The organism is Pseudomonas endophytica (assembly GCF_001411475.1).
Taxonomy (GTDB): Bacteria; Pseudomonadota; Gammaproteobacteria; order Pseudomonadales; family Pseudomonadaceae; genus Aquipseudomonas; species Aquipseudomonas endophytica.
On the sequence record NZ_LLWH01000165.1, the window covers coordinates 1 to 22,154 of the forward strand.

Genomic DNA, 22,154 nt, shown 5'->3' on the forward strand with positions numbered 1-22,154 from the left:
GGCGCCGATCGGCGGCTTCAAAAATAGTGGCTATGGACGCGAAAGCGGCATCGACTCGGTGCTGGCCTATACCGAACTGAAAACGGTATGGATCAACCTCTCCCAGGCGCCGATGCCTGACCCATTTGTGATGCGTTAGGAGCCCACCGAGATGATCGAACCCGGCATATACAAAGACGTCATGAGTTCCTTCCCTTCCGGAGTCACGGTGGTTACCACCTTAGGCCCGGACGGCGGCATCGTCGGCATTACCGCCAGTGCTTTCAGTGCACTCTCGATGGACCCGGCACTGGTGCTGTTCTGCCCTAACTACGCCTCTGACACGTACCCGATCTTGCGCAACAGTCAGCGGTTCGCAATTCATCTGTTGGCTGCCGAGCAGACTGCCGAAGCCTATGCGTTTGCCGGTAAAGGTAAAGACAAGGCCAGTGGTATTGATTGGCAGATGAGCGCGTTGGGTAACCCGCTGCTGAGCAACGCCACGGCCATTATTGAGTGCGAGCTGTGGCGCGAATACGACGGCGGTGATCACGCGATTATCGTCGGTGCAGTCACGAACCTGATTTTGCCTGATCAGCCTGTTACGCCAATGATCTACCACAAGGGCAAGCTGGGTGCTCTGCCCGCCCTGACCTGAATCTGCGCGTCATTTTCCATGTGCGAGCACGCCACAGCGCCCTCACGTAACCCTTTGTTCTCAGGATTCGGCATGAGCCCAGCAGCTTTGAAACTTTTCCGCCAGCAAGCCTATATCGACGGCCAATGGCTCGACGCACCGGACGGCAGCTTTCAGGAGGTCTTTAACCCGGCCACCAGCGAATTGCTCGGCCGGGTGCCAAATATGGGTGCCGAGCAAGCGCGCCAAGTCATTGCTGCCGCCAACAACGCGTGGCCAGCATGGCGTGCATTGACGGCTAAAGAGCGTAGCCAGATCCTGAAGCGCTGGCATGCGTTGATGCTCGAGCATGCTGACGCACTCGCCGAAATCATCACCCTTGAGCAGGGCAAGCCGTTGGCTGAAGCCAAAGGCGAAATTCTCTATGCTGCGAGCTTCATCGAGTGGTTCGCAGAAGAAGCCAAACGCATTTACGGCGACACCATTCCGAGCCACAAAGGCGATGCGCGGATAGTGGTTAGCAAGGAACCCATCGGTGTCGTCGCGGCCATCACACCGTGGAACTTCCCCGCCGCAATGATCACCCGCAAGGCCGGACCTGCGCTGGCCGCGGGCTGCCCATGCATTGTTAAACCAGCACCCGAAACCCCGTTCTCAGCTTTGGCCATGGCCGCTCTGGCTGAACAAGCGGGTATTCCACGGGGTATTTTTAACGTGATTACCGGTGACGCCGTGGCGATTGGTGCCGAACTGACGGCCAGTGCGTTGGTCCGTAAGTTGTCGTTCACCGGTTCGACCGCCATCGGCAAATTGTTGATGGCTCAGTGCGCACCCACACTGAAAAAAGTCTCGCTGGAATTAGGAGGCAATGCGCCGTTTATTGTTTTTGATGACGCCGATCTAGAGCGCGCGGTAGAAGGCGCGCTGATCGCCAAATTCCGTAACGCCGGACAGACCTGTGTGTGCGTCAATCGCTTCTTGGTGCAGAGCGGTATCCATGATGCATTCGTGGCCCGCCTCGCCGAACGAGTCAGGCAACTGAAGACCGGCAGCGGTTTCGACGTCGGCGTGACTCAAGGCCCGCTAATCAACGAGCGTGCCGTGGCCAAGGTCGAAGAGCACGTTCAAGATGCGCTTGCTCAGGGCGCCCAACTACACTGCGGTGGTCAACGTCATGACTTGGGCCACGGATTCTTCCAATCTACGGTTCTAACTGGCGTGAGCGCTTCGATGAAAGTCGCGCAAGAGGAAACCTTCGGCCCCTTGGCCGCCGTGTTCCGTTTCGATAATGAAGCACAAGCAGTGAATATGGCGAACGACACTGAGTTCGGCCTAGCTGCTTATTGCTACACCCGAGATCTGGGCCGCGCTTGGCGCATGAGCGAAGCGCTGGAGTACGGCATGGTGGGGATCAACGAAGGGCTGATTTCTACTGAGGTTGCGCCGTTTGGCGGGATTAAGTCGTCCGGGCTGGGCCGTGAAGGATCTAAGTACGGCATCGAAGATTATCTGGAACTCAAATACACCCTCATGGGTGGCTTGGAAGACTTCGGGAGCATGCAACGATGAGCAACGAAAAATTTGAACAGGGCCTGAAAATTCGTACTCAAGTGTTGGGCGAATCTTACGTTAAGCGTTCCATCGAAAACGCTGACGACTTTACCCGGCCACTTCAAGAGATGGTCACCGAGTACTGCTGGGGCCACGTCTGGGGCCGTGAGGGCTTGTCGCTTAAAGAGCGCAGCATGATAAACTTGGCAATGATTTCGGCGCTCAATCGGCCTCACGAACTCAAATTACATGTGCGTGGCGCGTTGCGTAATGGACTGACACGTGAGCAAATACGCGAAATTCTGCTTCAAGTCGGTATTTATTGCGGTGTTCCCGCTGCCGTAGACAGTTTCCGGCTCGCCCGCGAAGCGTTCGCAGAAGCCGATGCAGAGGCCTCCAGTTAACCCTTGGCTGTTCGATCTGACCGAGCACGAAGATCTTTATGATCCACGTGCTCTTTTTGCATGGACAGCCACACACAGAGCGGACCCCATGAAACGCCTGCCACTCGACGACAGCTTTAAGGTCAATCGCAACCCCGTTACCCTGCGCGAAATCGTGCTGGATAAACTGCGAAGCGCCATTATGAACTTCCAGCTCCTGCCGGGTGACCGTCTGGTCGAGCGCGATCTGTGCGATCGTCTGGGCGTCAGCCGCACGTCCGTTCGCGAAGCCTTGCGTCACCTAGAATCCGAAGGTCTGGTGGAGTTCGCCGATGCCAAGGGCCCACGGGTGGCGATCATTACCCTTTCCGATGCCGGGGATATCTACGAGCTGCGTTGTGTCCTCGAAGGTCTAATCGTCCAGTTATTTACTCTGCGCGCCAAAGCCAAAGACATTAAGGCTCTGGAAAAAGCCCTTGAGGAAAACCGCAACGCCCTCAAAGACGGCGAGCTGCAACAGGTCATCGACTCGGTTCAGGGCTTTTACGATGTATTGCTCGAAGGCTCGGGCAACCATATCGCGGCGACCCAGTTGCGTCAGTTGCAGGCACGTATCAGCTACCTTCGGGCGACGTCTGTGTCCCAAGAAAACCGCCGCGGTGCGAGTAATCTTGAAATGGTACGCATGGTCGAGGCTATTAAAAGTGGCGACCCTCTTGCCGCTCACCAAGCCTGTGTCGATCACGTTCGCGCCGCCGCCGCGGTCGCTCTCGATTACCTCAAGCGCAAGCAGGAAGAAACCGGGGCGATCCCGGCAATCACCCTGCCAATCGCGCTTAAAGAACCGCGCATAGGTCGCTAAACATGTTCAGCCCGAGCTTTTGTCCAAAGTGCGGCGGCCATGACCTCGGTCATCAGCTACCGCCGGGCGATACGCACGAGCGCCTGATGTGCCGCGGCTGCGGTTACATCCACTACATTAATCCGAAAATAATTGCTGGCTGCATCATTGAGCAGGAAGGCAAGTATTTGCTGTCTCAGCGCGCTATCCCGCCGCGTCCTGGCACTTGGACGCTGCCCGCAGGCTTTATGGAAGGTGGCGAGACTACCGAACAAGCAGCGTTACGCGAAGTGTGGGAAGAAACCGGTGTACGCGCTGAAATTCTCTCGCCCTACTCGATCTTTAGCGTGCCGAAAATCAGCGAGGTGTACATCATCTTCCGCGCTATCGCGCTGGAGATTACTGGCCAGTACGGCCCGGAAACCCTCGACTACAAGTTCTTTGCTCCCGAAGATATTCCTTGGGACAGCATCTACTACCCGGCAATCCGGCAGATCCTTGAGCGTTATATAGAGGAACGCCTAGCCGGGGTTTACGGTATTTACATAGGCAACGATGACACAGGCAAAATCCACTTCATTCGCTAGCCGACTCGCTCATTGAGAATGCGATCGCCCCTGCGCAGCGCACAGGAGCGATCAATGACCATACTCAGCGCTAAACCCCCTCGACAATAATAATCTGGGCTTGGGCCACGTCCTCGCGGTGCCGCTTCGCCTCCTGATACTCCTCGGACTGGTAGCAAGCCAGCGCCTGCTCGTACGAGTCAAACTCAATTACCACATTGCGCTGTGGAGTGGGACCGCCTTCCAGCGCTTCACTGCGCCCACCCCGAGCCAATATCCGCCCGCCATATAAGGCGAAGGCCGCTGGCGCGCGCTGAGTGTATTGGCTGTATTGATCGGCTTCGCTGACATCGACATGAGCAATCCAGTACGCCTTCATAATGACCTCTCGGTTTAATTTGTATTATGGTATACCACATAATATTTCTATCACACACTGAGAACTCCCATATGGCCTTTAACAGTATTGAAGAAATTATTGAAGATTACCGTCAAGGCAAGATGGTGCTCTTGGTCGATGACGAAGATCGGGAAAACGAAGGCGATTTGCTGCTCGCCGCCGATCGCTGCACGGCAGAGGCGATCAGCTTTATGGCTCGCGAAGCCCGTGGCCTAATTTGCCTGACCCTCACCGAGGATCACTGCCAACGCCTCGGACTGGAACAGATGGTGCCGAGTAATGGCAGCGTATTCAGCACTGCCTTCACTGTGTCCATTGAAGCTGCCATCGGCGTCACCACCGGCATCTCTGCCGCCGACCGTGCGCGCACTGTAGCCGCTGCCGTAGCCGCAGATGCCGGCCCCACCGACCTTGTCCAGCCGGGTCACATCTTCCCGTTACGCGCCAAGGAAGGCGGCGTACTGACGCGCGCTGGCCATACCGAGGCCGGGTGCGACCTTGCACGCCTAGCGGGCTTCACCCCGGCCTCAGTGATCGTCGAAGTGATGAACGATGATGGCACCATGGCTCGCCGTCCAGATCTGGAGGTGTTCGCGCGCAAGCATGGGATCAAGATCGGCACCATCGCTGACCTGATCCATTACCGCCTCAGCACTGAACACACGGTGGTACGCATTGGCGAGCGTGAACTGCCCACGGTGCATGGCACGTTCAGACTGTTCACGTTCGAAGACCGTATCGAAGGGGGCGTCCACATGGCAATGGTCATGGGTCAATTACACCGGGACGAACCCACACTGGTGCGCGTGCATGTGATTGATCCGCTGCGCGACTTGGTGGGCGCTGAGTACAGCGGCCCCTCTAACTGGACGTTGTGGGCCGCGTTGCAGCGAGTGGCCGAGGAAGGCCGTGGCGTGGTGGTGGTACTGGCCAACCATGAGTCTTCACAAGCGCTGCTAGAACGCGTGCCACAACTCACTCAGTCTCCCAAGCAATTCAGCCGCTCTCAATCGCGTATCTATTCTGAAGTCGGCACCGGTGCGCAGATTTTGCAGGACCTTGGCGTGGGCAAGCTGCGTCATCTGGGCCCTCCTCTGAAATATGCGGGCTTGACCGGTTATAACCTAGAGGTGGTCGAGAGCATCCCTTTCACCGATTAATGCATAAGTTCGTTCAATAAATAGGCGGGTCACGGCCGGTTGACCCGACGTTAAAAAAACACTTTTCGCTGATAGCCGGTAAGGCAAAATGCTTGCACAAAGTTTGGAATACCATAATATGATATTCCATAGACCGGATGACCTCTAAAGGCCAAATGGACTGACTGCTCCCGATAGGCGGGCACAAAAAAAGCCCCGCTCATAATCACAACAATGAGGGCGTAAAAATGGTGTTGAAGACACGTGCAACCGCAATACTTTTTGCAGGACTGCTGAGCGTAACCAGCCAAGCATTAATGGCGGCCGAAAGCGTCAACTTCGTCAGTTGGGGCGGAAGCACCCAAGATGCACAAAAGCAGGCATGGGCCGATCCGTTCAGCAAAGCCACTGGTATCACGGTTGTCCAAGATGGTCCTACCGACTACGGCAAACTCAAAGCCATGGTCGAAAGTGGCAATGTGCAGTGGGACGTTGTCGATGTCGAAGCCGATTTCGCTCTGCGTGCCGCTGCCGAAGGTCTGCTCGAACCCCTCGATTTCACAGTTATTCAGCGCGACAAAATCGACCCTCGATTTGTCTCTGATCATGGGGTGGGTTCGTTCTTTTTCTCCTTTGTCCTTGGTTACAACGAAAACAAACTTGGCGGCAAAAAACCTCAAGATTGGGCCGCACTGTTCGACACCAAGACGTATCCCGGCAAACGCGCCCTCTACAAATGGCCAAGCCCTGGCGTGCTTGAGCTAGCCTTGCTGGCCGACGGTGTACCCGCCGACAAGCTCTATCCGCTAGATTTGGATCGCGCCTTCAACAAACTCGACACCCTCAAGAAAGATATTGTCTGGTGGGGCGGCGGCGCTCAGTCGCAGCAATTGCTGGCTTCTGGCGAAGTGAGCATGGGGCAGTTTTGGAACGGCCGGGTTCATGCCCTGCAAGAAGACGGCGCCCCAGTGGGCGTGAGCTGGAAGCAAAACTTGGTGATGGCTGACATTCTGGTCGTGCCCAAAGGGGCAAAAAACAAGGCCGCTGCCATGAAGTTTTTGGCCAATGCGAGCAGCGCTAAAGGGCAAGCCGACTTTTCTAACTTGACCGCCTATGCACCGGTCAATATCGACAGCGTCGAGCGTCTGGATTCGGTGCTAGCACCTAACCTACCAACAGCTTACGCCAATGATCAGATCACTCTTGATTTCGCGTACTGGGCTAAAAACGGTCCGGCGATTGCGACACGGTGGAACGAATGGCTGGTCAAATAAAAATGGCGGCATCCGCCCCCCGTCAATCCATCCACGCTGGGAGCGCCACTGGCGCTGCCAGCTTGGCAGTGACTCCACCCTCTTCACTTGCGCAGCGCTGGCGTGGCGCAAGTAAACTGATCCCCGCCCTACTGTTCTTGGGGCTGTTCTTTCTGGCGCCACTGATCGGGCTATTACTGCGAGGCGTGCTGGAGCCTGTACCAGGGCTAGGAAACTACGAACAATTGTTCGCCAACTCGGCCTATGCCCGGGTCTTGCTTAACACCTTCTCGGTGGCCGGGCTGGTGACTGTGTTCAGCTTGCTGCTCGGCTTCCCACTTGCCTGGGCCATCACCTTGGTACCGCGCGGTTGGGGCCGCTGGATCCTCAATATCGTCTTATTGTCGATGTGGACCAGCCTCCTCGCCCGGACCTATTCCTGGTTGGTGCTGTTGCAAGCGTCAGGTGTCATCAACAAAGCATTGATGGCGATGGGCATCATCGACCAGCCGCTGGAGATGGTGCACAACCTGACCGGCGTAGTGATCGGCATGAGCTACATCATGATCCCGTTCATCGTGCTGCCGCTGCAGGCAACCATGCAGGCTATCGACCCGATGATCCTGCAAGCGGGTTCGATCTGCGGCGCCAGCCCTTGGACCAACTTCTTTCGAGTGTTCTTGCCGCTCTGTCGGCCGGGGTTGTTCTCGGGTGGGCTCATGGTGTTCGTGATGTCACTCGGTTACTACGTGACCCCGGCGTTGCTAGGAGGTGCGCAGAACATGATGCTGCCCGAGTTCATCATCCAGCAGGTGCAGTCATTCCTAAACTGGGGCTTGGCCAGCGCCGGCGCCGCACTGCTGATCGTGATTACGCTGGTGTTGTTCTACTTCTACCTGAAGCTTCAGCCGGAATCTCCGGTTGGCGCCAGCAACGCGAGGTAAGTTGCCATGCTCCTAACCCCCAATGCCATGAGCCGACGCATGCGCTTCGGCCTGTACCTCACGACTGGAATGATCGCGCTGTTCCTGTTACTTCCGATCGTTTTTATCGTGCTGCTGTCATTCGGCTCCTCCCAGTGGCTGGTGTTCCCTCCGCCGGGCTGGACGTTAAAGTGGTACAGCCAGTTCTTTTCCAACCCCGACTGGATGAACGCGGCCGTGGCCAGTCTTAAAGTCGCAGTGCTGACCACGATATTTGCCGTAGCGCTGGGCCTTCCTACCGCCTTTGCACTGGTGCGCGGTCGCTTCCCAGGCCGTGAAATGCTATACGGCCTGTTCACCCTGCCAATGATCGTGCCACTGGTGATCATCGCGGTGGCGGTGTACGCGCTGTTTTTGAAGCTGGGGTACACCGGGACGATGTTCGCTTTTGTGGTCAGCCACGTCATTGTCGCGTTGCCGTTCACCATCATTTCGATCATCAACTCACTGAAGCTGTTCGATCAGTCGATTGAAGATGCGGCAGTGATCTGCGGGGCCTCACGCTTGCAAGCGGTGTTCAAGGTGACCTTTGCGGGCATCCGTCCGGGCATTGTCGCCGGGGCGCTGTTTGCCTTCTTAGTGTCATGGGATGAAGTGGTGCTGAGCGTGATGATGGCCAGCCCGACCCTGCAAACCCTTCCCGTGAAGATGTGGACCACCCTGCGCCAGGACCTGACGCCCGTAATCGCCGTGGCTTCAACGCTGCTGATCGGCCTTTCGGTATTGGTCATGGTGATCGCCGCCGCCCTTCGCCGGCGCAACCCAATTAGCGCCTGAGCGCACAGGAGTACGACATGAGTGCAGTGACTAAAGCTCAGCAAAACAATCAACCGTTGGTAAGTCTGCGCAATTTAAACAAGCACTACGGCGACTTTGCGGCCGTGGACAATATCTCGCTGGACATCAAGGACGGTGAGTTCCTCACCTTTTTAGGCTCCAGCGGCTCAGGTAAGAGTACGACCCTGTCGATGCTCGCGGGCTTCGAAACCCCTACCAGCGGCGAGATCTTGGTCAACAACCAGTCGATGGTAAAAGTACCGCCCCACAAGCGTGATATTGGCATGGTGTTCCAGCGGTACTCGCTGTTTCCGCACCTGTCGGTCCGCGACAACATCGCCTTCCCGCTGGCTATTCGCAAACTGGCCAGCGCTGAGCGCGAGCGCCGAGTCGATGCCATGCTCAAACTGGTCCAGTTGGAACCTTTCGCCCATCGCCGCCCATCGCAGCTTTCTGGCGGTCAGCAGCAACGTGTGGCGATTGCTCGGTCGCTGGTCTACGAACCGCGCATTCTGCTGATGGACGAACCGCTGGGTGCCTTAGACAAAAAGCTGCGTGAGGATTTACAGGACGAACTGCGCCAGCTCCATCGGCGTCTGGGCATTACCATTGTCTACGTGACCCATGACCAAGAAGAGGCCATGCGCCTGTCTCAGCGCATTGCGATTTTCAGTCACGGCAAAATTGTCGGATTGGGCAGCGGCTATGACCTTTATCAGAACCCACCGAATGCTTTTGTTGCGTCTTTCCTTGGTAACTCGAACTTCCTCAAACTCAAGGCACAAGGCAATGCGGTCGCTACGTTTGAAGGGCATTCATTGTCTATTCGACTGACCGCAGGTCTGCAAACCGATCAGGACGTATTGCTGATGGTTCGGCCTGAGAAGGCGTTGGCATTAACCGCTGAGCAGGCCCGTCAGGAACCGCTGGCGGCAGGTTGGAATGAAGTATCAGCGGTTGTCGGCGAGGTGCTGTTCCTAGGTGAAAGCCAGACCTGCACAGTCACCACGGTAGGCGGCACCTCAATGACCGTCAAAGCCCTCTCTGCTGCTGGTCTGTCAATGAAGACCGGCGACCCCGTCAGGGTACGCTGGGCGACCGCCGATGCGTGCGTGTATACCGAATGGGCTGAAAGTGATTTGAATAAAGCGGCTGGAGCTCATTGATCTAGCGTCGCCCTATGCCAGTAGGCCGTGAATGATTTGTCACCCTTGGGCCGCCACAACGTCGGGTTGTGGCGGCCCTTTTTGCTTTGGCTGTTGCACACACTTGCAGGAGCGAGCTTGCTCGCAATCTTTTGTTTTAAGGATCAAAAGATCGCAGCCTTCGGCAGTTCCTACCAAAAGCAGAAGCAGCGCCGGTTGTGGTCGCAGCAACGCAGATGACACAAAACAGATCATAAAGATGGGTTGTAGCAGTCGGTCAACGCTCGATTGCTCGGGATCTTGTGATCTATGAAAGCTCAGGGTCGCGAGCAAGCATCCGCACTCGTCGCAGACACACCCAACAAAAATGCCCAGCAATCGCTGGGCATTTCAAACGTACAACTTAATGGGTAACTAGTGGGTGTAGCCCAGTTTCGCCGCCTTCTGTTGTTGCGCCTGGCCGCGCGTGGCGAGGCAGTAATACAACGGACAGGTCACCACCAACCCCACCAACCATGACAGATCCGCCCCTTCGACCAAGTTGGCGTACGGCCCGACATACAACGAGGTGTTAGCAAACGGCAGTTGCACAATAATCCCAATGAAATACGCAACGATCGCATGCCAATTGAAACGCCCATAAATCCCGCCATCGGCACGAAAGATCGAAGCAATATCATAGTGCCCACGCTTGATCAGATAGAAGTCGATCAAGTTGATTGACGCCCACGGCACAAGCACCAGCAACAACGCCAAAATTAACCCGATGAACTGCGAGATAAAGTCCGCAGAAGCACTCAATGCGACAAGGCAGCAACCGGCCAAGACCACACTCGACAACACCACGCGCACTCTTATGCTCGGTGTCCATTGGCTGGCGAAGGTTTGGATCGAGGTAATGATCGACAGCACCGCGCCATACAGATTCAACGCGTTATGGCTAATGATGTTGAGCAAAAATAGCACCATTAGTATCGGCCCTAGCCAGCCGGTGGATTGCTTTACAGCAGCCATCGCTTCGGTGCCTTCTGGAGTGGCCAAGACCGCCACCGCGCCAAAAGAAAACGACAAAATAGTCCCCAGGGTTGCACCCAGATACGTGGCGATAAAAGGTTTGGCGATCCCGATGTCGGCTGGCAGATAACGCGAATAGTCCGATACATAAGGCGAGAAACTGATCTGCCAGATGATCCCCAAGGACACCGTTGCCAACCATCCCGAGAGGTTGAAACTACCCCGTGTTAAGAAGTCAGCGGGCAGATCGTGGGCGAAGATATAAAGGAAGCCCGCCAGCAACGCGCTGCCCATCACCCAAGTGCCGATACGGTTAAGGGTGTGAATGAATCGGTAGCCGATGACCCCAATCGCCGTAGCACTTAACGCACCGATGAGGATGCTCGCCGACACCGGAACTGAAGGCGCGATGCCCACAATGGATTTGCCAGCTAAGACGATATTGGAGATGAAAAAACCGATGTAGATGATCGCCGCGAAAAACACGATCAGCAGCGCACCATAACGACCGAACTGGCCGCGACTCTGCACCATCTGCGGTATCCCCATACGCGGCCCTTGAGCCGATGCGAGGGCAATCACCAAACCGCCGATCATGTGCCCAAGCACAATAGCCAGTAGCCCCCAGAGCAGGTCCAAGTGAAACACTTGAACCACCATGGCACCGGTCACGATGGGCAGCGGTGCAATGTTGGTGCTGAACCATAAAGTGAATAGATCGCGGGCCTTACCATGGCGTTCCGCGAGTGGAACGTAATCGACCGTGTGATTCTCGATCAAGGGGTCTTGCCGGGACGTCTGGGACATGAGCAGGCACTCTAGTTTGTCTAATCTTATAGTTGTACGAAGCCAAACCGGGGAGGCATTTTGGCCACCCCTCAGATGCAGACCATATTATGGTATTCCAACTTTTAAACAAGACTGATCCGGTCTTTTAATCCCCGCCTGTGCTGCCATATATCGAAGTTAACCCGACCTTTTTAAGGCTAAACCCCCCGTAAACATTGAGTAGAGTTATTAACCAGTACGTTTATCGGGTCAAAAAAAAAGCCCTTGCAAACTATGTATTACGGTATACCATCAGACCTACAAATATATAAAACCCGTACCACATCGCTAGAGGACCGCCCCATGATTGATGCCGCCATCTACAAACAAGTGATGGGTTCGTTTCCTTCCGGCGTGACGGTGATTACCACGCTGGATGACGACGGCCAAATTGTCGGCCTCACCGCCAGCGCTTTCAGCTCACTGTCCATGGATCCGGCTCTGGTGCTGTTCTGCCCCAACTACAGCTCCGACTCTTATCCGGTGCTGATAAAGAATAAGCGCTTTGCTATCCACGTTCTCTCCGGCGGCCAGCAAAGCGAAGCCTATGCGTTCGCGCGCAAAGGCAAAGACAAGGCCCAAGGTATCGAATGGACCTTAAGTGATTTGGGCAACCCCATTTTAGCGAACGCCACCGCGGTGATTGAATGCGAGCTATGGCGTGAATATGAAGGGGGGGATCACGCGATTATGGTCGGCGCGGTAAAGAACCTGATCGTGCCCCAGAACAAGCCAGGTCCAATGGTGTACTGCCACGGCAAAATGGGCGCTCTGCCAGTGCCGGCCTAAATCCGAGAAGATTTGGAACACAACGCGAATTTTGATACACACCTAGCCAGCCTTCCGACGCCCGATCGGCGGGTCATCAATAAAAATTAGAGGTAAGCGTCATGAAGTTTTCCCTGTTCGTGCACATGGAACGTTGGGACGAAAGTATCAGCCACCGTCAGCTGTTCGAAGACTTGACTGAACTGACCCTGATGGCCGAAGCCGGTGGGTTCAGTACGGTCTGGATCGGCGAACACCACGCCATGGAATACACCATCTCGCCAAGTCCGATGCCGCTGCTGGCGTATCTGGCCGGCAAGACCACCACCATCCATCTCGGCGCAGGCACCATCATTGCCCCGTTCTGGCACCCAATACGGGTCGCCGGTGAATGCGCACTGCTGGATGTGATCAGCAACGGTCGTATGGAGGTCGGGTTAGCACGTGGCGCGTATCAAGTGGAGTTCGACCGCATGGCGGGCGGCATGCCCGCCTCTTCTGGCGGTCAGGCACTGCGCGAAATGATTCCAGTGGTGCGTGCTTTGTGGCAAGGCGACTACGCTCATGATGGCGATATTTGGAAATTTCCTACTTCCACCAGCGTGCCGAAGCCAATCCAAAAACCCAATCCACCGATGTGGATCGCTGCCCGCGACCCAGACTCGCACAATTTTGCCGTGGCCAACGGCTGCAACGTCATGGTCACGCCGCTGATGAAGGGCGACGAAGAGGTCCTCGACTTAAAGAACAAATTCCAGGCTGCGTTGGACAACAATCCGGGCGTAGCACGTCCGCAACTGATGGTTCTGCGCCACACCCACGTTCACGCGTCGGACGACCCCGATGGTTGGAAAGTTGGGGCTAAGGCTATCGCCAAGTTCTATCGCACCTTTGATGCCTGGTTTGGCAATAAGCAAGTGCCGGTCAACGGGTTTCTTGAGCCGAGCCCGGAAGAGAAGTTCGCCGAACGTCCAGAGTTCACGTTAGAAAGCCTGCACAAAACGGCCATGATCGGTACCCCAGAAGAAATCATCCCGCGTATCCAGTACTACCAAACGCTAGGCGTCGATGAGTTCAGCTTTTGGTGCGATAACAGCCTGCCCCATGCGGAAAAGAAAAAGTCCCTAGAGCTATTTATCAAACACGTGGTTCCCGCCTTCCGCTGAGTCCTAGACGCACCCGACTCACTCTGGCAATGAGGGCCATACGGTGTCTTTTTAGAAGACTCGCATGGCCCATCGTTAAGCCCTTTCAAACCTTGGCTGCTGCCACTTCCCCCTTGCGCGCATCGCGAAAAGCCACCATGAACACCAACACCACGCCCAGAGAAAAGAACGCTGGAAACAGCCAGATGCTCTGCCACTGATGGCCAGTAGGGGTTGTGTAGTAGTCCGAAACATGGCCCGCGATCCAGAAACCGATCAGCATGCCAAAGCCATAAGTAGCCAACGTGATCAAACCTTGGGCCGAGCTTCTAAAGCGCTCTGGGGCTTTAGCATCGGTGTAGATCTGCCCGGACACGAAGAAAAAGTCGTAGCAAATACCGTGCAACGCAATGCCAGTGAACAGCATAAAGGCCAAGTCAGCGTTATTACCGTAGGCAAACAGCACGTAGCGCAAGGCCCACGCCAGCATGCCCATCAGTAAGGCCAGTTTGATACCGAGGCGGTGAATGAACAGGGGCAGCACAAGCATGAACAGCACTTCGGATACCTGGCCGATAGCCATTTTCGCCGTGGGGTTGGTCATGCCGATTTGCGCGAGAAACGGATTCGCATTTTGGTAATAGAACGCCAGCGGGATGCAGATCAGGATCGAGGCAATGAAAAACACCAAGTAGCTACGGTCTTTGAGCAAGCCCAACGCATCCAGCCCGAGGATCTGCTTCAGGCCGGTTCGGGTTGTTTCGCGGGCATTGAGCGGCGTCGTGCGCGGCAACGTAAAGCTGTACATGCCCAACACCAGTGACGCCAGTGCCGCCATCAAGAAGGTGTTGCGCAGGCCACCGGACGTGATCGCGGCCTTCGAGTCCCAAGCGAAGACAAAACTGATCACCACTCCCGCGACGATCCAGCCCACCGTGCCCCATACCCGAATCCGCGCAAACTCCAATGCCGGGTCGCGCATTTGCCGGAAGGCCACCGAGTTCACCAATGCCAAAGTCGGCATGTAGACCATCATGTAGGCCAGAACGTAGGGGTAAAAGGTGTTGAAGTCTGGCGCCAGGTAAAGCTGATACAGCAATACAGAGCCCACCAAATGCAGGACTGCAAGAATTCGTTCGGCGTTGAAAAAACGGTCAGCAATCAGCCCGATCACGAATGGCGCGATGATCGCACCCCAAGACTGGGTCGAAAATGCCATGCCAATCTGGCCGCCAGTGGCGCTCAATTGGCTGGAAAGGAAAGTACCCAGAGTAACGAACCAGCCACCCCAGATAAAAAACTGCAAAAACATCATGGCGCTCAAGCGCGCAGTCATCCACGTCATACCAATCACCGTTTTATTGTTATTGAAAGAAACAGGTGAAACTCAGGCGTCAGGCAAACCCAACAACCGCCTGTTGGAAGCTGCGTCGCTGGCCACGCTGACAAAATCGTCAAAGTCCTTTTGGCTTCGGGTGATCATGTGTTCTTGGATGAACGCTGCACCTTCGGCAGCGCCTTGGGTGGAGTCTTTTAAGCAGCATTCCCACTCCAACACGGCCCAGCCGTTAAAGCCGTATTGGGTCAGCTTGCTGAAAATCGACTTGAAGTCGATTTGGCCATCACCCAATGAACGAAAACGGCCGGGGCGCTCAACCCAGCCTTGATAACCGCCGTATACACCTGAGCGCGCGTCCGGACGAAACTCGGCATCCTTGACGTGGAACATACGGATACGCGAGTAATAACGATCAATAAACCCTAGGTAATCCATTTGCTGAAGCAACAAATGGCTGGGGTCATACAGAATGGCCGCGCGAGGATGATGGTCGACTGCCTCAAGAAAACGCTCAAATGAGGCGCCGTCGTGCAGGTCTTCACCAGGGTGAATTTCGTAACACAGGTCGACACCCGCCTCCTCAAAACAGTCCAGGATTGGCAACCAACGCTTCGCCAATTCTGCAAAACCTAACTCCACCAGCCCGGCTGGGCGCTGCGGCCACGGGTACACATAAGGCCAGAGTAATGCGCCGGAAAAGGTTGCATGGGCCTTGAGCCCCAAACGTTGACTGGCCCGCGCCGCCAATTTCAATTGCTCAATTGCCCACTCCGTGCGCGCCTGAGGTTGACCGCGTAGATGCATCGGGGCGAAATCATCGAACAGCGCATCAAAGGCCGGGTGTACAGCTACCAACTGCCCTTGTAAATGAGTGGACAGCTCGCTGATTTCCACCCCGGCGTTAGCGCATACAGCCTTCAGTTCATCGCAATAGCTCTGGCTTTCAGCCGCGCGTTCGAGGTCGATATAGCGCGTGCCTAAAGTCGGTAGTTGGATCGCTTTGTAACCTAGGGACGCCGCCCATTGGGCGATATTGGCCAACGTGTCAAACGGTGCTTCATCGGCAATGAACTGCGCCAAAAAGATCCCCGGCCCGCGCAAGGTTTGAGGCCTCATGTCCGGTGTTGGTTGTTTCATACGTTGCACTCCAGAGGGGTCCACTTAGCATCGCTGTGATGGCTGGCAATGGCTGTCTCGATAAACGCCATGCCCCGCAAACCCACCTCAATCCCCGGTACGCCCGGCGCGGTATTGCCCTCAACCTGCGCGCGAATGGCCTTAGCAAAGTCGCCATACAAATTGGCCATGGCTTCCAAGTAACCTTCTGGGTGCCCAGCGGGTAAGCGCATACGTTGGCTCGCGGCTTCACACAACCACGGCTGCCCGGTGCCAGAGCGCAAGATACGCAGGGGTTGGTCTAATGCGCGATGAATCAGGCTGGCAGGTTGTTCTTGGCGCCACTCTAAACCGCCCTTATCCCCGTAGACGCGAATGCTCAGCGGGTTTTCTTCACCCGCGCAGACTTGGCTGGCGACCAGCACGCCGTTGGCGCCTTTCTCCATCTTGAACAGCATCGCGGCATCATCGTCCAACTGACGACCTTCGATGTGTACGCCCAAGGTGGCGCACAGGTGAGTGACCTTTTGGTCGGCGACAAACTCGGCCAATGAAAACGCATGGGTACCAATGTCTGCGATGCAACCGCCCAAGCCGGATAACTCTGGCCGCCCCCGCCACTCGGCTTGCTTGTTGCCCTGCCCAGCCACATCTTGGCTAAGCCAGCCTTGAGGGTATTGCACCAGTACCTTGCGCACAGAACCGATTACGCCGCTGCGCACCATCTCCCGTGCTTGCCAGACCATCGGGTAGCCTAGGTAGGCATGGGCAAGGCCATACAGCCCGGCGCTACTGTGCAGGCGGACTTTTAGGGCCTGTAGCTCAGCCAAGCTCAGTGCGGCAGGCTTTTCGCTGAACACGTGAAAACCCGCCGCTAAAGCTGCGCTGGCCACCGGCGCATGCAGATGATTGGGCGTCACTATGACCACCAGTTCCATACGCTGCTCAACCGCAAGTGCCTGCTCAGCCTCAAGCATCAACTGCCACGTGCTGTAACAGCGCGTAGCTGCCACGCCCAGCTGGTTGCCCGTGCGCTGGTTGTTTTGCGCGTCACGGCTGAACGCGCCACAGACCAGTTCAAAGCGCCCATCAAGCCCTGCTGCCTGACGATGTGCTTGGGCGATAAAAGAGCCTTCGCCCCCACCAACAAAGCCCATTCGTATTTTAGGGTGTGCTGCATTCATCGCGGATTGTCCCTTCACGGCCGCTAGAGCGTTTTGAGAATAAAATGTAACCGGTTACATTTGAGCGAATTTAGGGCTTCGTCACGGGGCTGTCAAATCTAGAATTGGCGACTGCAATGATTTCAGCGCCGTCAGACCTGCTGTAAGCTCGCCCGACGTAGCGTTCAAAGATGAGGTGGTTTTGTCCAATATTCGTGAAGTCGCCCGGTTAGCCGGAGTTTCGGTGGCCACTGTATCGCGCACCCTAAAGTCACCCGACTGCGTGCGCCAAGCCACACGGGACAAGGTCAATGCAGCCGTCGAGCAAGCAGGCTACCGCCCCAACTTGATGGCCGTGCAATTCCGATCACGGCGCACTGCTAACTTGGTCATTTTGGTCCCGAAAATTGCCAATAGCTTTTTTGCGCGAGTGATCAGCGGCGCACAACAGGCCGCTCAAGCCGCCGGTTATCGACTGTTACTGTGCGATACCCAAGGCCGCGAAGAGATTGAGCGTGAGTTTGCCGAGCTGGTGTATGCCCATCAGGCTGACGGGGTGATCCAGTTACGCGCATTCGACCCCTTCCCCACAGATCGTGAGGACACCCCGCCCATCGTCAATGCCTGCGAAGTGATCAAGGGTGGGCGCCACCTCACCATCAGCCTAGACAACCACGCGGCCGCCAAAGCAATGACCGAGCACCTGATCAATTTAGGCCATCGGCGCATTGGCCTGATCAAGGGGCCACAGACCAGCCCGCTGACCCAAGATCGAGTAGCGGGTTACTTGGCAGCGTTGGATCAAGCAGGCATCACGGTGGACCCGGCGATTATTTGCCACGGCGACTTCAGCCTGCGCGCGGGCTATGAGGGCGCTGCAACCCTAATAGCGATGCCCGATCGCCCCACAGCGCTGTTTTGCGAGAACGATGAAATGGCTATTGGCGCGCTCAAACGCATCAAAGAGTCTGGCCTCTGCGTGCCAGAAGACATCTCTGTGGTGGGCTTCGATGACATTCCCTTGGCGCATTACTGCGACCCGCCACTGACCACCATCGCGCAGCCCGCTGAAGCCTTTGGTCAAACGGCTGTTGAGATGCTGATCAACTTGATCGAGAAAAAGCCCAACCCACAGCGGCATGTGATCCTGCCATTTGAATTGACCTTAAGACAAAGCGCGGCGGCTCGGTCAGCAGGCCCCAAGGGTTCTGAAAAAAAGGATTGTTCGATGAACACTATGTCTGCGTCATGCGCGCCGACCACCCAGCGGCCCAAGCCCGCGCATTAACGCTGGACCAGTTTTGCGCGCTCGATCAGGTTCTTGTGTCCTCATCTGGGGGGGCGTTTCGAGGTGTCACCGACGATGCGTTGGCTAGCGTGGGCCGCGCTCGAAGGGTGACCGTTTCAGTCACTAGTTTTCTGGTGTTGCCCGAAATCTTGCGAGTCAGCGATCTAATCGCCGTAGTGCCGAGGCGCCTGGTATTAAATGGTGACGGCCTCGCAGTGCGCGAGCCACCCTTGGCGATCCAAGGCTTTAGCAAGACCCTGGCTTGGCATGAACGTACGCATCATGACCCAGCACTCCGTTGGCTACGCTCGTTATTGATTGACACCTGTAGAGCGTATCTGAGCCCGCCGACATGACACATGCATAGCAACGGCTGATGGATGAACATGTGCCTTAGGGCTTTCGCGGCGATCCTCGCGCGCACTATCCATCACCCAGTTCATCAGCCAGGAAACACCCTTTGGCGACTGACTCAGTGCATTCATTTGCCATATTCCAGCAATGGACAAGGGGAAGTCGTCATTGGTCATCCCACTACGAACCTTTGCGGCCTTATCATTGGCCTTTAACAATAGCTCGACAGTGGTATGGCACTTGTCGGCTTACGCAGCGTTTAGGGAGTTAACGATGGACAGCACTGGCAACACGATTCTGGTTACGGGCGCCACCTCAGGGATTGGCCTCGGTCTAGCGCTTAGGCTGCATAAGGCGGGCAATAAAGTCATTGTTGCCGGGCGTCGCCAAGCGCTGCTCGATAAGATTACGACCGAGCATCCAGGTATTGAATCCGTATTGCTGGACGTCAGCGATCCGCAGGCCATCCAGCGCAGCAGTGAAGCGCTCTCGGTCAGCCATCCTAATCTGAACGTGTTGATTAACAACGCTGGGGTCATAGACTGGGAGGATCTGACGAATCCGGACAGTTTGGCTACCGCCGAAGCTATCGTTACCACCAACTTACTGGGCACGATTCGCATGGTGTATGCCTTTACTCCCCATCTGATCAAGCAGCCCAACGCAACAATCATCAATGTCAGCTCTTCACTGGCATTTGTTCCGCTGCCAGCCACCCCCACTTATTGCGCGTCCAAAGCGGCCGTACATTCGTTTACTCAGAGCCTTCGCGTTCAGCTAGAAGACACCTCGATCGAGGTTGTCGAGCTTGCTCCACCGGCGGTCCGCACCACGTTGCTGGGGCAGGAAACCGACGAGCAGGCCATGCCGTTGGAGGCCTTTTTGGATGAGATTTTCGAATTGCTCAACACCACTCCAACCCCAAGCGAACTGGTGGTCGAACGCACCAAGCCATTGCGGTTTGCAGAAGCAAACGGCTCACACGCTGAAGTGTTGAGAAAGCTAACCGAGTACAAGCCTTAAATAGACTGACGCCAATGCTGTGCGCCTAGAGCGCACTGACATGCGCCCGGTTGGCTCCAGTTCAATGGGTTTCTGGCAAACCTGCGTGTGCCTTGGAGCTGGCAATTGAGAGTTCCCTGGGCAGTCTGGCGCCATTTTTGGCGGCAAGGATCTCGGCCATGACGCTGACGGCGATCTCCGCCGGTGTTTTGCTGCCAATGTAAATGCCAATCGGCCCGTGCAGACGCTCAAGTGACGCCTGGGTTTCACCAAAATGTTCGATCAGACGTTCGCGGCGTAACTGGCTGTTGCGCCTAGAACCGATAGCGCCGATGTAAAACGCCGGGCTGTGAAGGGCTTCGAGCAGTGCAAGGTCGTCAAGTTTAGGGTCATGGCTCAGGGCGACAATGCAGGTTCGCAGATCGACCGCAAAATCGCGGACGACGTCATCGGGCATACCAACAATGCACTCCACGCCGCTCACCGCCCACGTCTCGATGTACTCAGGGCGTGGGTCGCACACAGCCACTTTAAAGCCGTTGAACAGGGCCATGCAGGCCAAATACTCGGCCAGTGCACCTGCACCTATCATCAACATCCGATACCCCGGCCCCAGCGTGTTGATCATGTATTGGCCGTCGAAACTGAATTGCTCCGGCGCTGCCGTGGCTTCGAGCGTAACCGTGTTGGACTGCAACGCTAAGCAACGACGCATCAAGCGCCCAGCATCTAACTGCACCAACACGTCCTCAAGCGACTGCCAAGACGGACTGAACTCCAGAATCAACTCAAGCGTGCCGCCACAGGGCAAGCCAAAACGATGAGCTTCATCAGCACTGACGCCATAGCGCACCACTTCGGGAGCGCCGTCTGTTAACCCGTTCCCACCATGAACAGTCGTGTAGCGATGAATCAAGTCGTCCTCGATGCAACCACCAGACACGCTGCCCACTACTCGGCCGTCATTGCGCAAGGCCATCATCGAACCGACCGGACGCGGTGAAGACCCCCATGTACGCGCCACAGTGGCGAGCAGCACGCACTCTCCAGCGGCGAGCCAGTCCCGCGCAGTGCGCAGGACCAGCAGGTCGATGCTTTCCATTAAGCTCTCCTCTAGCGCATGTGCAGAATGATCGGGCTGCTGCTGGCCGGATCGGTTTTGTCTCGTAGCTCGCTCACTGCTTTCGCCTCAACAGGATCCGCGTGATTGCCCCACGTGCTACGCACGAACGTCAGCACGTCAGCGATCTGTTGATCCGACAAATGCTCACGGAAGGCGGGCATCCGATAGGCGTCGGGGACTCCCGCGGCCACGATACGTTGCGAACCATTCAGGGTTATGTTGATCGCCGAAGCGCTCTCTTTGGCCAACGAGGAAGTTGCCCCTGCCAATGGAGGCATCCAATCAGGTTGCCCCTTGCCGTCTTGGCCATGACACGAGGCGCAGTGGGTCACGTAGGTGTGAGCACCCGGTGTGTCCAGTTGCGTCACAGCACTGGCCTCTTGATACTGCCAAGGTGCTCCGTCGCGCTGCCGATCACCCGGCAACGACTTCAGATAACGCGCGATGGCGGCCAAATCCTCATCACTCATGAACTGTGTGGAGTTATTGAACGCTTCGGTCATAGAGCCGTAGACCACCGCATGGCTGTTGCGACCGGTTTTGAGGAACTGCACAATTTGCGGTTCGCTCCAGCGGCCCAACCCCGTGTTGTGATCATCTCGCAGGCTTGGTGCATACCAGCCGTCTAGCAAGGCTCCGGCGAGGAATGGTTTACCCGACTCATCCAGTGCTTTCTCATTGAACGCCAAACCGCGCGGGGTGTGGCAACTGCCGCAGTGCCCTGCCCCTTGAACCAAGTAAGCGCCGCGGTTCCACACGGGGTCTTGATTGGTATTGGCCACATAAGGCTGGTCGTCTACAAACACGCCATTCCACACCGCAATCGGCCAGCGCAGGTTCAGCGGCCAAGGAATTGAACTCGGGATGTTCGCCTGATTGACCGGCGCTACACCCTTCATAAAGAACGCATACAGCGCACGTACGTCGTCGTCACTGAGCTTGGCGTACGAGGGATAAGGCATAGCCGGGTACAAACGACGGCCCTCAGGCGCCACACCATGGCGCACGGCGCGATCGAAGTCCGCCAAGCTGTAGCGACCAATGCCGGTGTCAGGGTCGGGGGTGATGTTTGTGGCATGAATTGCACCCAACGGCGTGGCCATTTCCAGACCGCCAGCAAAGGGGGCACCGCCAGGCACGCTGTGACAAGCCACGCAATCGCTGAGCCTGGCGACGTATTCGCCGCGAGTAACCAGCGCCGGGGCGATATCAGCCACGGCGATTGGATCGTTTTCAAGGCGCGAGTCAGGCTCGCGAGTGACATACCAGGCCAGTAGACCTGCCGCGACTAAGCACGGCACGGCCAGCCAGCCAGCGGCTCTTACGAATCGGCTGTTATTCATGGAGGCTCCGGCGCTGA

At 56.4% G+C, this 22,154-nt stretch carries 23 protein-coding genes; 16 read left to right on the forward strand and 7 right to left on the reverse strand.

Features of this window, described 5'->3' with window-relative positions; all coding sequences use genetic code 11:
- From AQS70_RS23635 to AQS70_RS11580, 6 genes are all read left to right on the forward strand, one after another.
- Positions 1-139 (forward strand): aldehyde dehydrogenase family protein (locus AQS70_RS23635; protein ID WP_156355144.1); only part of this gene is annotated, 139 nt, incomplete at its 5' end.
- Positions 140-151: 12 nt separating this feature from the next.
- The gene (locus AQS70_RS11560) at positions 152-637 is read left to right on the forward strand and encodes a flavin reductase family protein (protein ID WP_055102909.1); all 486 of its coding nucleotides are present in this window, start codon (positions 152-154) and stop codon (positions 635-637) included.
- Positions 638-709: 72 nt separating this feature from the next.
- Positions 710-2,185, forward strand: a complete 1,476-nt coding sequence (locus tag AQS70_RS11565; protein ID WP_055102910.1) for an NAD-dependent succinate-semialdehyde dehydrogenase — start codon at positions 710-712, stop codon at positions 2,183-2,185.
- Positions 2,182-2,571: a carboxymuconolactone decarboxylase family protein gene (locus AQS70_RS11570; RefSeq protein WP_055102911.1), complete on the forward strand. Its 390-nt coding sequence runs from the start codon at positions 2,182-2,184 to the stop codon at positions 2,569-2,571. The genes AQS70_RS11565 and AQS70_RS11570 overlap by 4 nt, the downstream gene beginning before the upstream one ends.
- Positions 2,572-2,659: 88 nt before the next feature.
- On the forward strand, positions 2,660-3,412 hold the full coding sequence (locus AQS70_RS11575) for a GntR family transcriptional regulator (RefSeq protein WP_055102912.1): 753 nt from the start codon (positions 2,660-2,662) through the stop codon (positions 3,410-3,412).
- 2 nt (positions 3,413-3,414) lie between these two features.
- Positions 3,415-3,978 (forward strand): NUDIX hydrolase, encoded by a 564-nt coding sequence (locus AQS70_RS11580; protein ID WP_055102913.1) that lies wholly within the window; start codon positions 3,415-3,417, stop codon positions 3,976-3,978.
- A 70-nt stretch (positions 3,979-4,048) separates the two neighbouring features.
- On the opposite strand, the gene AQS70_RS11585 is transcribed toward AQS70_RS11580, so the two are convergent.
- Positions 4,049-4,336, reverse strand: a complete 288-nt coding sequence (locus tag AQS70_RS11585) for a DUF1330 domain-containing protein (protein ID WP_055102914.1) — start codon at positions 4,334-4,336, stop codon at positions 4,049-4,051.
- 71 nt (positions 4,337-4,407) lie between these two features.
- Here AQS70_RS11585 and ribBA point away from each other — a divergent pair, with 71 nt between their 5' ends.
- The 5 genes from ribBA (at position 4,408) to AQS70_RS11610 (ending at position 9,675) form a co-directional block, all read left to right on the forward strand.
- Positions 4,408-5,517: a bifunctional 3,4-dihydroxy-2-butanone-4-phosphate synthase/GTP cyclohydrolase II gene (ribBA, locus tag AQS70_RS11590; protein WP_055102915.1), complete on the forward strand. Its 1,110-nt coding sequence runs from the start codon at positions 4,408-4,410 to the stop codon at positions 5,515-5,517.
- 227 nt (positions 5,518-5,744) lie between these two features.
- Positions 5,745-6,770 (forward strand): ABC transporter substrate-binding protein, encoded by a 1,026-nt coding sequence (locus AQS70_RS11595; RefSeq protein ID WP_055102916.1) that lies wholly within the window; start codon positions 5,745-5,747, stop codon positions 6,768-6,770.
- Positions 6,755-7,693 carry an ABC transporter permease gene (locus AQS70_RS11600; RefSeq protein ID WP_156355145.1) on the forward strand — a complete coding sequence of 313 codons (939 nt, stop codon included), beginning with the start codon at positions 6,755-6,757 and terminating at the stop codon, positions 7,691-7,693. Before AQS70_RS11595 ends, AQS70_RS11600 begins: the two co-directional genes overlap by 16 nt.
- A 6-nt stretch (positions 7,694-7,699) precedes the next feature.
- Positions 7,700-8,509, forward strand: coding sequence for an ABC transporter permease (locus AQS70_RS11605; protein WP_055102917.1), 810 nt, complete (start codon positions 7,700-7,702; stop codon positions 8,507-8,509).
- A 17-nt stretch (positions 8,510-8,526) separates the two neighbouring features.
- Positions 8,527-9,675 carry an ABC transporter ATP-binding protein gene (locus AQS70_RS11610; protein ID WP_055102918.1) on the forward strand — a complete coding sequence of 383 codons (1,149 nt, stop codon included), beginning with the start codon at positions 8,527-8,529 and terminating at the stop codon, positions 9,673-9,675.
- Between the two features lie 393 nt (positions 9,676-10,068).
- Here AQS70_RS11610 and AQS70_RS11620 read toward each other — a convergent pair whose 3' ends face one another.
- Positions 10,069-11,475 carry a purine-cytosine permease family protein gene (locus AQS70_RS11620; protein ID WP_055102920.1) on the reverse strand — a complete coding sequence of 469 codons (1,407 nt, stop codon included), beginning with the start codon at positions 11,473-11,475 and terminating at the stop codon, positions 10,069-10,071.
- Positions 11,476-11,799: 324 nt separating this feature from the next.
- Here AQS70_RS11620 and AQS70_RS11625 point away from each other — a divergent pair, with 324 nt between their 5' ends.
- Together AQS70_RS11625 and AQS70_RS11630 are read left to right on the forward strand one after the other, a co-directional pair.
- Positions 11,800-12,285: a flavin reductase family protein gene (locus tag AQS70_RS11625; protein ID WP_055102921.1), complete on the forward strand. Its 486-nt coding sequence runs from the start codon at positions 11,800-11,802 to the stop codon at positions 12,283-12,285.
- Between the two features lie 101 nt (positions 12,286-12,386).
- Positions 12,387-13,430, forward strand: coding sequence for an LLM class flavin-dependent oxidoreductase (locus AQS70_RS11630; RefSeq protein ID WP_055102922.1), 1,044 nt, complete (start codon positions 12,387-12,389; stop codon positions 13,428-13,430).
- 85 nt (positions 13,431-13,515) lie between these two features.
- Here the strand turns inward: AQS70_RS11630 and AQS70_RS11635 are convergent, their stop codons facing one another.
- From AQS70_RS11635 to AQS70_RS11645, 3 genes are read right to left on the reverse strand one after another with little or no spacing between them, the layout of a single operon-like run.
- Complete coding sequence (locus AQS70_RS11635; RefSeq protein WP_055102923.1) at positions 13,516-14,754, reverse strand: nucleoside permease; 1,239 nt, start codon at positions 14,752-14,754, stop codon at positions 13,516-13,518.
- A 42-nt stretch (positions 14,755-14,796) separates the two neighbouring features.
- Positions 14,797-15,885: a sugar phosphate isomerase/epimerase family protein gene (locus AQS70_RS11640; protein WP_241492833.1), complete on the reverse strand. Its 1,089-nt coding sequence runs from the start codon at positions 15,883-15,885 to the stop codon at positions 14,797-14,799.
- Entirely contained in the window at positions 15,882-17,048 is a 1,167-nt protein-coding gene (locus AQS70_RS11645) for a Gfo/Idh/MocA family protein (protein ID WP_055102924.1), read from the reverse strand. Before AQS70_RS11645 ends, AQS70_RS11640 begins: the two co-directional genes overlap by 4 nt.
- Positions 17,049-17,229: 181 nt before the next feature.
- Between AQS70_RS11645 and AQS70_RS11650 the strand changes: the two genes are divergently transcribed.
- The 3 genes from AQS70_RS11650 to AQS70_RS11660 all read left to right on the forward strand — a co-directional run bounded on the left by AQS70_RS11650 (position 17,230) and on the right by AQS70_RS11660 (position 19,692).
- A complete protein-coding gene (locus AQS70_RS11650) occupies positions 17,230-18,315 on the forward strand; it encodes a LacI family DNA-binding transcriptional regulator (protein ID WP_082428091.1) in 1,086 nt (361 codons plus the stop codon).
- A complete protein-coding gene (locus AQS70_RS11655) occupies positions 18,276-18,671 on the forward strand; it encodes a LysR substrate-binding domain-containing protein (RefSeq protein WP_055102925.1) in 396 nt (131 codons plus the stop codon). The genes AQS70_RS11650 and AQS70_RS11655 overlap by 40 nt, the downstream gene beginning before the upstream one ends.
- 271 nt (positions 18,672-18,942) lie before the next feature.
- Positions 18,943-19,692: an SDR family oxidoreductase gene (locus AQS70_RS11660; RefSeq protein ID WP_055102926.1), complete on the forward strand. Its 750-nt coding sequence runs from the start codon at positions 18,943-18,945 to the stop codon at positions 19,690-19,692.
- A gap of 61 nt (positions 19,693-19,753) precedes the next feature.
- Here AQS70_RS11660 and AQS70_RS11665 read toward each other — a convergent pair whose 3' ends face one another.
- A complete protein-coding gene (locus AQS70_RS11665; RefSeq protein ID WP_055102927.1) occupies positions 19,754-20,773 on the reverse strand; it encodes an XdhC family protein in 1,020 nt (339 codons plus the stop codon).
- Between the two features lie 11 nt (positions 20,774-20,784).
- Positions 20,785-22,137 (reverse strand): c-type cytochrome, encoded by a 1,353-nt coding sequence (locus tag AQS70_RS11670; protein WP_055102928.1) that lies wholly within the window; start codon positions 22,135-22,137, stop codon positions 20,785-20,787.
- Positions 22,138-22,154: the final 17 nt, after the last annotated feature.

Excerpts from the sequence above, each read along its gene's own strand:
- AQS70_RS11595 (WP_055102916.1), top strand. The coding sequence starts at position 5,745 with ATGGTGTTGAAGACACGTGCAACCGCAATACTTTTTGCAGGACTGCTG.
- AQS70_RS11640 (WP_241492833.1), bottom strand. The coding sequence starts at position 15,885 with ATGAAACAACCAACACCGGACATGAGGCCTCAAACCTTGCGCGGGCCG.
- AQS70_RS11580 (WP_055102913.1), top strand. The coding sequence starts at position 3,415 with ATGTTCAGCCCGAGCTTTTGTCCAAAGTGCGGCGGCCATGACCTCGGT.
- AQS70_RS11605 (WP_055102917.1), top strand. The coding sequence starts at position 7,700 with ATGCTCCTAACCCCCAATGCCATGAGCCGACGCATGCGCTTCGGCCTG.
- AQS70_RS11630 (WP_055102922.1), top strand. The coding sequence starts at position 12,387 with ATGAAGTTTTCCCTGTTCGTGCACATGGAACGTTGGGACGAAAGTATC.
- AQS70_RS11670 (WP_055102928.1), bottom strand. The coding sequence starts at position 22,137 with ATGAATAACAGCCGATTCGTAAGAGCCGCTGGCTGGCTGGCCGTGCCG.
- AQS70_RS11610 (WP_055102918.1), top strand. The coding sequence starts at position 8,527 with ATGAGTGCAGTGACTAAAGCTCAGCAAAACAATCAACCGTTGGTAAGT.
- AQS70_RS11575 (WP_055102912.1), top strand. The coding sequence starts at position 2,660 with ATGAAACGCCTGCCACTCGACGACAGCTTTAAGGTCAATCGCAACCCC.
- AQS70_RS11625 (WP_055102921.1), top strand. The coding sequence starts at position 11,800 with ATGATTGATGCCGCCATCTACAAACAAGTGATGGGTTCGTTTCCTTCC.
- AQS70_RS11570 (WP_055102911.1), top strand. The coding sequence starts at position 2,182 with ATGAGCAACGAAAAATTTGAACAGGGCCTGAAAATTCGTACTCAAGTG.
- ribBA (WP_055102915.1), top strand. The coding sequence starts at position 4,408 with ATGGCCTTTAACAGTATTGAAGAAATTATTGAAGATTACCGTCAAGGC.
- AQS70_RS11665 (WP_055102927.1), bottom strand. The coding sequence starts at position 20,773 with ATGGAAAGCATCGACCTGCTGGTCCTGCGCACTGCGCGGGACTGGCTC.
- AQS70_RS11645 (WP_055102924.1), bottom strand. The coding sequence starts at position 17,048 with ATGAATGCAGCACACCCTAAAATACGAATGGGCTTTGTTGGTGGGGGC.
- AQS70_RS11600 (WP_156355145.1), top strand. The coding sequence starts at position 6,755 with ATGGCTGGTCAAATAAAAATGGCGGCATCCGCCCCCCGTCAATCCATC.
- AQS70_RS11585 (WP_055102914.1), bottom strand. The coding sequence starts at position 4,336 with ATGAAGGCGTACTGGATTGCTCATGTCGATGTCAGCGAAGCCGATCAA.
- AQS70_RS11635 (WP_055102923.1), bottom strand. The coding sequence starts at position 14,754 with ATGACGTGGATGACTGCGCGCTTGAGCGCCATGATGTTTTTGCAGTTT.
- AQS70_RS11655 (WP_055102925.1), top strand. The coding sequence starts at position 18,276 with ATGCGCGCCGACCACCCAGCGGCCCAAGCCCGCGCATTAACGCTGGAC.
- AQS70_RS11560 (WP_055102909.1), top strand. The coding sequence starts at position 152 with ATGATCGAACCCGGCATATACAAAGACGTCATGAGTTCCTTCCCTTCC.
- AQS70_RS11620 (WP_055102920.1), bottom strand. The coding sequence starts at position 11,475 with ATGTCCCAGACGTCCCGGCAAGACCCCTTGATCGAGAATCACACGGTC.
- AQS70_RS11565 (WP_055102910.1), top strand. The coding sequence starts at position 710 with ATGAGCCCAGCAGCTTTGAAACTTTTCCGCCAGCAAGCCTATATCGAC.
- AQS70_RS11660 (WP_055102926.1), top strand. The coding sequence starts at position 18,943 with ATGGACAGCACTGGCAACACGATTCTGGTTACGGGCGCCACCTCAGGG.